This window comes from Pseudactinotalea sp., assembly GCF_048594945.1.
GTDB lineage: Bacteria > Actinomycetota > Actinomycetes > Actinomycetales > Beutenbergiaceae > Pseudactinotalea.
Window position 1 is genome coordinate 1 of record NZ_JBMDXJ010000032.1, and the last position, 6,021, is coordinate 6,021.

A 6,021-nucleotide genomic window follows, 5' to 3' on the forward strand; every position below is an offset into this window, starting at 1 on the left:
GAGCGGAACGTGAGTCTCGACAACATCCACCGCCTGGCGGACGCGCTGAGGTGCGCGCCGGGCGACCTGTTCTAGCCCCAGCGCCCTCCCGAAGGACAACTGGTGCAGGATGTAGCCATGCCGCCCGAGGACGACCTTGCAGAGACCGTGGACCGCATTCTTGGCCAGGGTCGCGAGTGTGAGTGGATCGAGTTCAAGGAGAACAACGACGATCCACAAGAGATCGGCGAGTACATCTCGGCCCTCGCGAACTCCGCTGCCCTAGAGGGGCGAACGCGCGCATACCTCGTGTGGGGGATTCGCGATCGTGACCACGCGGTAGTTGGTACGACCGTCGATCCATCGAACGCTCGGGTGAAGCAGGAAGAACTGACGAATTGGCTGACGCGACAGCTTCAGCCTCACGTCTACTTCTCCTTCAAAGAGGTCAGCTATCTCGGTGAAAGACTCGTACTGATGGAGATCGCACCCGCGTCCGAACGGCCGATTCGATTCGGTACCGATGAGTACATCCGCATCGGGAGTTACAAGAAGAAATTGCGTGACCACCCCGACCACGAGAGTCGATTATGGCGCTTTTTCGACGCCACTAGCTATGAGTTGGGTGTGGCACTCGACAACCAGAGCCTTGAATCGGTAACGGAGCTTCTCGACTATCCAGCATACTTCCACGCCATGCGCCTTCCTCTTCCAGAGACGCGCTCACTGATTATCGAGGCGCTGGAGAGTGAAAAGTATATTCGACATGACACCAACAGTGGTTGGTGCATCACGAACCTCGGCGCCATACTGTTCGCTCGTGATATGTCGCGCTTCCCACGGCTTTCACGCAAGGCCACTCGTGTCATCGAGTACAACGGAACGACTCGAACCTCGACTCGCCGGGAACAGGAGGGGGTCCGCGGCTACGCGGCCGGCTTCGCTGGACTAATGGGCTATGTGCAGGATTCGCTACCCGAGCGCGAGTCGATCAAGGGCGCAGTGCGCGAGACGCACACGATGTACCCGGAACTCGCACTACGAGAACTGCTTGCGAACACGCTCATTCATCAAGACCTGAACCTTGGAGGGACTGGGCCGACCGTAGAGATTTTTGACGACAGGATCGAGTTCACCAACCCAGGTAAGCCGCTCGTTGCGCCGGAACGCTTCATCGACTCGCCGCCCCAATCGCGAAATGAGAATCTTGCTTCGGCTATGCGCCGGGCGGGGCTTTGTGAAGAGCGGGGCAGTGGGTGGGACAAGATCGCATCGACAATCGAGGTTTCCCAACTTCCCGCACCATTAGTTGAGGTCACTGACGTACATACCCGCGTGGTCATGTTCGCGCACCGCCCGTTAAGCGCGCTAGACGGCGAATCGCGGTTACGCGCCGTCTACTTCCACGCGGCACTGCAGTACGTAAGCCGCACCCCCATGTCGAACTCCACATTGCGCCAGCGCCTTGGCCTGTCTGACCGACAGGCTGCGCAGGCATCGCGGCTGATCCGCGAGACACTTGACGCGGGACTCATCGTCCCGCTCGACCCAGCCGCAGGGCCGAAGGCGATGCGCTACGTCCCCTTCTGGGCCGACCCTCAGCGACAGTCCCTTGCTTGACCTCCATCTGCACCGTTGGCCGAGGTAGCACGGCCACGACGCCCTGACCTGCGGAAACGCCGAGCAGCTTTACTTGACTCGGATCTGCGGGGCAGCGAAGAGTCCGCGTCAGGCGACACGGTCGAGCACTGCCTTGACGGACCCAGGCAGCCAGCGCTTGCCCCGGCCAGGCAGCGGAACGGCCTCAGCGTTGAGCCCGTCCGCGATCGCCCGCAGCGATGCGCCCTGCTCGCGCTCCGCGACGATCCGCGCCTCGACCTCGGCAGGTAGCAGGACAGGCGACCCCAGTCGGACGCCCTTGGCCTTGGCAGCGGCGAGACCCTCCCTCGTGCGCTGGCCGATGATGCGGCGCTCCCACTGCGCGATCGAGATCATGATGTTGGCGACCAGGTCCCCGGACCGCGGGGTGGTCTCGATGCCGAGGTCGAGTGCGACCACCGCCCAGCTCTGCTGGCGCGCCTTGTCCATCAGCGTCGCGAAGTCGGCGACCGAACGGCTGAGCCGGTCGAGCTTGGACACCACCAGCACCTGCTCCTCGCCAGCCTGGAGCGCCCGTAGAGCCTCCTGGAGACCTGGCCTGGTGGTATCCCGCCCGGACCTGCCGGCGTCGTCGTAGAACGTCACCTGCCACCCGCGACGGCTGGCCTCTGTCTCGATCGCTGCGCGCTGCGCGTCGATGCCGTACTCCTGGTCGGCAGTGGACACGCGGAGGTACCCGGCGACGTTCATCGGTTCGCCTCGGCCAGGTGCCGGTCGCCAGCGGCGCGCGCTGCGTCCTGGGTCGCGAAGCCGAGCGACTTCCACCCGCAGCGGCAGCCCACCTGCCAGATGCCAGGGCAGCGGGACTCGGTGGTGGTCATGTGGACCTGCACCGGTCGACCGACCTTGGTCACCGTCGAGACCTGCACCGGCGCGGCCTCGCCGTCGTCCCAGATGACGTTGATCGCCGTCGCACCCGCGACCTGGATCACCGTGCCGCGCCGTCCGTCGCGCTCGACCCTCTCGCCCACGTTCATGATTGCCTCTCCTCGTTCGCCGTCTCACATGTTGAGACCGGATCGAGTCGAGATCGAATCCGAACAAACGTTCGATGTCAAACAGCCGCTCGACAACTTGACGGTCGGAGCGTGTAGATGGCCCTGAGAGCCTCGTACCGGGCTACCCCGGATCGACCTCCAGCAGCTCGGCCAGCCACGCCCTCTCGGCCCTCTGCACGCTTCTGTCGCCGGTTGGCCGCGCGTGGGCCGCCTCCCAGACGAGGTCGATCGCGCGGTCGAACTTCTCGACCGGCAGGTCGGCTTCCAGCAGCACGTCCACGACCGCAGGCAGGTAGCGAGGACGCGCGTGCCGACGCTGACTCAGCAGGAAGATGAGGACGTCGTTCGTGGGATCGCTAGAGCGTCTCTGTCGTAGGAGACGCGCGTCGATCGGCTCTGTCGCAGCCCTACCCAAGGCTGGCCCCCAGCCGCATGGGTTGCATCCCCGTAGTGCGTCGAGCCGTCGAGCCGTTCCGGGGGTCCAGATATAGATATCTGGAACCACCGGAACAACTCACTCGACCTGTTCCGGAACACCTCGGAACGACTCGGAACGGCTCGTGCAGACCGTTGAGTTTCCAACGGATCGAGCCGTTCTGAGCTGTTCCCGTGTTGACATGTTGAGCCGTTCCGTTGAGCTGTTCCGAGCCGTTCCAGGGACTAATCATCGGAACGGCTCGATCCGTCAACCCAGCCGGTGACGTCGACGCCGTCGCCTGGGTAGTAGAGCTTCGCCCCACGCTGCCCGTCGACGATCTGCACGAGCCCACGGTTCGCCGCGTCCGTGAGGATGCCGGTCAGGTCGGACGCGTTGCCGACGCCGGTCGCCGCCTTCACCTTGGCCTTCAGGTCCGAGGTCTTGATACCTGGCTGCTCGTTCACGATCTCCGCGACCGCCGCCGCGTGCTCGCGCGTCCGGTTGTCCTGCGGATACGACGGTGCCGACGGTGTTGGCGGATCGATCGTGAACACGGTGCCTGCGCCGATCGAGTCCACCACCACGGTCGCGATCGCCTGGGTTCGGTCCGACTTGCGCCAGTCCACCCCGTACGGCCGCACCCCACCCGGCCGGTCCTTGCCGATACGGACCTGCACGACGCCACGCAGGCCACGGCCGAGCGGGCCATCCACCTCGAAGATGTACGCCGGCCCCGACAACGCGGCAAGCTTCGCCTGCGCGCCGATCGCGCTGCGCCCGCGACCGTCTTTGGACTTCGTGACGTGATCGACCGTTACGACCGCCGCGCCTGTCTGCTCCGCGATCCGGCGTGGCACACGCCGCATCCAGCCAGTGACGTCGTCGTTGTCGATGGACTTGAGTCCCGAGATGACCAGCGCCTCGGTGACGCCGTCCACGACCGCCAGGTCGTAGGTCTGGCCGTCGAGGAGATCAGCAAGCCCATCCTCGGGTCGCGCGTCCGGCTCGACGTAGACGAACCCGGCTTCGATGTCATCGACGGCGACGCCCATCATCACCAAGCGCTCGACCACCGTCGCCGCGTCGGTCTCGTAGTCGAGGTACAGCACGCGGCCGCCGTCCATCAGCACCTGCGCCGATACGCCCTGCGCAGCGAACGACTTCCCCGACTCGGGCTCTCCATAGAACGAGTGGACCTTGCCGGGGTACAGCAAGCACACGCCGTCCGACCGGCGCATCAGCGTCGGCGTCGGCGGCTTGTACTCGCCACGTAAGATCGGACCGAGGTCCACCGGCTGCCACGACGACGGTTCACCGGCTGGCGGTGCGCCGTGATCCTGCTTGAACGCTTGCGCCACCTTCGCGAGAGCTTCGTTCTCGGGGAACCCGGAGTTCCGCGCAGCTTGCAGCACGAGCGCTGTCACCACGGCACGTCCGCCGTCGGCATCTGTCTCATGCTGCCGACGAAGCCGACAAGCCCAACGGAACAAGGTGTCGTCGCGGGAACCCTCCGGGATACCGTCCAGGATCGTCGCAGCGTCCCTGAGCGGAGCCGAGTCGGTACCGCTGGTCGATCGACTGGTCACCGCAGCTACGAGGCTCAGAGGCGCATCCAGCACGTCTGCGCCGGGGTTCACTGCCTCGTATCGACCAGTGCTGCTGTGCTTGCCCCCGGGCAAGCTCACGTAGCCGCCGGTGGCCCGCACGTCGATGCCCGGCAGTGGGCCACTCTCCCGACCGACCCGGTTCTTGAGGCCGGGTACTGATCGGAAGTAGTAGTGAATGCCACCACCACCGGTCATGACGCGCAGCGTGTCCGGCAAAGGACCCAGCTCCCGTAGCGAGTCGAACCCGCCGTGCTTGGAGTCGATGTCCAGTACCCACACGCCGGACGCCTCACCGGTCGCGAGGCCCCAGTTCGCATCCGGATACGCCGCGCGCCATGCTGAGATCCGAGCCGGATCGTCGGTGGCATCATCGACGCCGTTGGGCGTACGTGGATGCTTGCCAGGTGAAGTGCAGGATGCACCCTTCCTGCACGTGCAGGCTCCTCGACTAATCGAGTGACACGGGAAGACCTTCCAGCCCGGTCGCCCGATAGAATCAAACCCTGGTGATGAGATCTGATCTCCGCTGGAGCCCCCGTTCCCCCCGGGGGCTTCGGTGTCGGCGGGGACGGTCACGACCGCACCGCCTTCCGACGCGGGCGGTACTTGCGTCGCAACGACTCCGGAGTGAAGCACTCTTCAAGTGCCACGCCCAGCAATTCGGGAAGCCGATCACGGATGAGCGCGCTCGGATACGAACGGCCAGCGATGGCGTTCGCGAGATGTTCGAAGTCCTCACCGATCGCCTCGGCGGCTTCACGTGTGGTGACGTCCTGCTCCAACATGAGCAGGCGGACGGGCTGTCGTCCTCTGGGTTTTGTCACGGTCCTCGGACCTTGTCTGCGCTCCCGGTGGATGCGTCCCTCTCAGTCGCGCCTGGGAGCGCAGATGAGCCTCAAAGAGGGTCGCATCCAGTTGGCCGCCGTCACGCACTTTGTGCGCCGGACTGAGCCCTGGCTACTTCAGAGTTTGCGGAGTCGCAGTGACTAAGTACTCGAATAGTACAACGGAAGTACCGTTCATCGTTGCGCTTGGAAGGAACAGCCCTTCCAGCGCGTGACCGATGTCCGTCGTAGCGACCGGCAGCCGCCAGGTCTACAGCCGTCTGGTCGTCATCTACGGGCGCGATCGAGCACGTCGCGGACGACCTCCGGGGTCCAACAGTCCTCGACGGTCAGGCCCAGCACTTCCGGCAGTCTGAGGAACGTCTCGATGTCGGGAAGCACCACACCATCGATGCCGGCACGGACGTGCACAGGGTGCAGACCGATCTCCCACGCCACACCGCGTGGGAACCGATCCTGCTGCGCACGGAGGAGACCGAGGACCGGTTGGGGACCGTACGTGCTCACCGTCGTGC

Annotated in this window: 8 protein-coding genes; 2 read left to right on the top strand and 6 right to left on the bottom strand. The window is 64.9% G+C overall.

Annotation, left to right across the window (positions count from 1 at the left end; translation table 11 throughout):
• The first annotated feature begins 9 nt into the window (after nucleotides 1–9).
• Nucleotides 10–75, top strand: coding sequence for a helix-turn-helix domain-containing protein (locus ACOJSN_RS01515; protein WP_420110749.1), 66 nt, complete (start codon nucleotides 10–12; stop codon nucleotides 73–75).
• A gap of 27 nt (nucleotides 76–102) precedes the next feature.
• Entirely contained in the window at nucleotides 103–1,599 is a 1,497-nt protein-coding gene (locus ACOJSN_RS01520; protein ID WP_420110743.1) for an ATP-binding protein, read from the top strand.
• 108 nt (nucleotides 1,600–1,707) lie between these two features.
• On the opposite strand, the gene ACOJSN_RS01525 is transcribed toward ACOJSN_RS01520, so the two are convergent.
• From ACOJSN_RS01525 to ACOJSN_RS01550, 6 genes are all read right to left on the bottom strand, one after another.
• Nucleotides 1,708–2,328, bottom strand: a complete 621-nt coding sequence (locus ACOJSN_RS01525; RefSeq protein ID WP_420110744.1) for a recombinase family protein — start codon at nucleotides 2,326–2,328, stop codon at nucleotides 1,708–1,710.
• A complete protein-coding gene (locus tag ACOJSN_RS01530; RefSeq protein ID WP_420110745.1) occupies nucleotides 2,325–2,615 on the bottom strand; it encodes a hypothetical protein in 291 nt (96 codons plus the stop codon). Before ACOJSN_RS01530 ends, ACOJSN_RS01525 begins: the two co-directional genes overlap by 4 nt.
• Before the next feature lie 142 nt (nucleotides 2,616–2,757).
• Entirely contained in the window at nucleotides 2,758–2,916 is a 159-nt protein-coding gene (locus tag ACOJSN_RS01535; RefSeq protein WP_420110746.1) for a hypothetical protein, read from the bottom strand.
• Between the two features lie 380 nt (nucleotides 2,917–3,296).
• The gene (locus ACOJSN_RS01540; RefSeq protein ID WP_420110747.1) at nucleotides 3,297–5,297 is read right to left on the bottom strand and encodes a bifunctional DNA primase/polymerase; all 2,001 of its coding nucleotides are present in this window, start codon (nucleotides 5,295–5,297) and stop codon (nucleotides 3,297–3,299) included.
• Complete coding sequence (locus ACOJSN_RS01545; protein ID WP_420110750.1) at nucleotides 5,234–5,443, bottom strand: hypothetical protein; 210 nt, start codon at nucleotides 5,441–5,443, stop codon at nucleotides 5,234–5,236. Before ACOJSN_RS01545 ends, ACOJSN_RS01540 begins: the two co-directional genes overlap by 64 nt.
• Before the next feature lie 330 nt (nucleotides 5,444–5,773).
• Nucleotides 5,774–6,021: hypothetical protein (locus tag ACOJSN_RS01550; RefSeq protein WP_420110748.1), on the bottom strand; the 248-nt coding region annotated here is incomplete at its 5' end.

Coding starts and splice junctions, on each gene's coding strand:
- ACOJSN_RS01525 (WP_420110744.1), bottom strand. CDS start 2,328: ATGAACGTCGCCGGGTACCTCCGCGTGTCCACTGCCGACCAGGAGTAC.
- ACOJSN_RS01530 (WP_420110745.1), bottom strand. CDS start 2,615: ATGAACGTGGGCGAGAGGGTCGAGCGCGACGGACGGCGCGGCACGGTG.